The sequence below is a fragment of the Shewanella sp. 0m-6 genome, from assembly GCF_052977325.1.
On sequence record NZ_JBRIMD010000068.1, the window covers coordinates 1 to 826 of the forward strand.

Sequence of the window (826 nt, forward strand, 5' to 3'; positions counted from 1 at the left end):
CGTTCGAGACTAGGACGTTGATAGGCAAGGTGTGTAAGCGTTGTGAGGCGTTGAGCTAACTTGTACTAATGACTCGTAAGGCTTAACCATACAACCCTGATGGGTTTTATGAGATTGATGTTTTTTGCATCATCAAAATTAGAATAAACACTTAATGTGTGTTCGAACTCAATAACTAATTTCAATTACTTGCGCTAGCGAGTAACAGCTTTCTAAAATTTTTTACCTTTAGTTTTTTAAAAACTGAAAGTAATACAGAATTTGTCTGGAAACCATAGAGTTGTGGCACCACCTGAATCCATTCCGAACTCAGAAGTGAAACGCAATATCGCCGATGGTAGTGTGGGGTCTCCCCATGTGAGAGTAGGTCATTTCCAGGCGCCAAATTATAATGTCAATCCGCGGTTAATATGTAAGACGGAATGATATAGACAGATATCGCTGATATGGCTCAGTCGGTAGAGCGCATCCTTGGTAAGGATGAGGTCCCCAGTTCGATTCTGGGTATCAGCACCATTTTTAAGAATTTGTCTGGAAACCATAGAGTTGTGGCACCACCTGAATCCATTCCGAACTCAGAAGTGAAACGCAATATCGCCGATGGTAGTGTGGGGTCTCCCCATGTGAGAGTAGGTCATTTCCAGGCGCTAAATTATTCTCGAAAGAGAAGCAAAAAAGCCCGTTGCTAATGCAACGGGCTTTTTTGTATATGCGTTTCGCGAAAAAAACAAATCCCTACGTACCCCGTTATACCAATCTAAGTAAAAATATGATCTAATTGCATTCATCGTATTCTCTTCATTTGTGGTTATGGATAACTTTAAAA

1 tRNA gene and 3 rRNA genes are annotated in these 826 nt (G+C 40.7%); all 4 read left to right on the forward strand.

Going from position 1 to position 826, the window contains the following annotated elements:
- Nucleotides 1-90: ribosomal RNA gene (locus ACVBJC_RS20375) — 23S ribosomal RNA — on the forward strand; the annotation flags it as partial.
- A gap of 174 nt (nt 91-264) precedes the next feature.
- Nucleotides 265-380 (forward strand): 5S ribosomal RNA (gene rrf / locus ACVBJC_RS20380).
- A 60-nt stretch (nt 381-440) separates the two neighbouring features.
- Nucleotides 441-516, forward strand: a tRNA-Thr gene (locus ACVBJC_RS20385).
- 14 nt (nt 517-530) lie between these two features.
- Nucleotides 531-646: ribosomal RNA gene (rrf, locus tag ACVBJC_RS20390) — 5S ribosomal RNA — on the forward strand.
- Nucleotides 647-826: the final 180 nt, after the last annotated feature.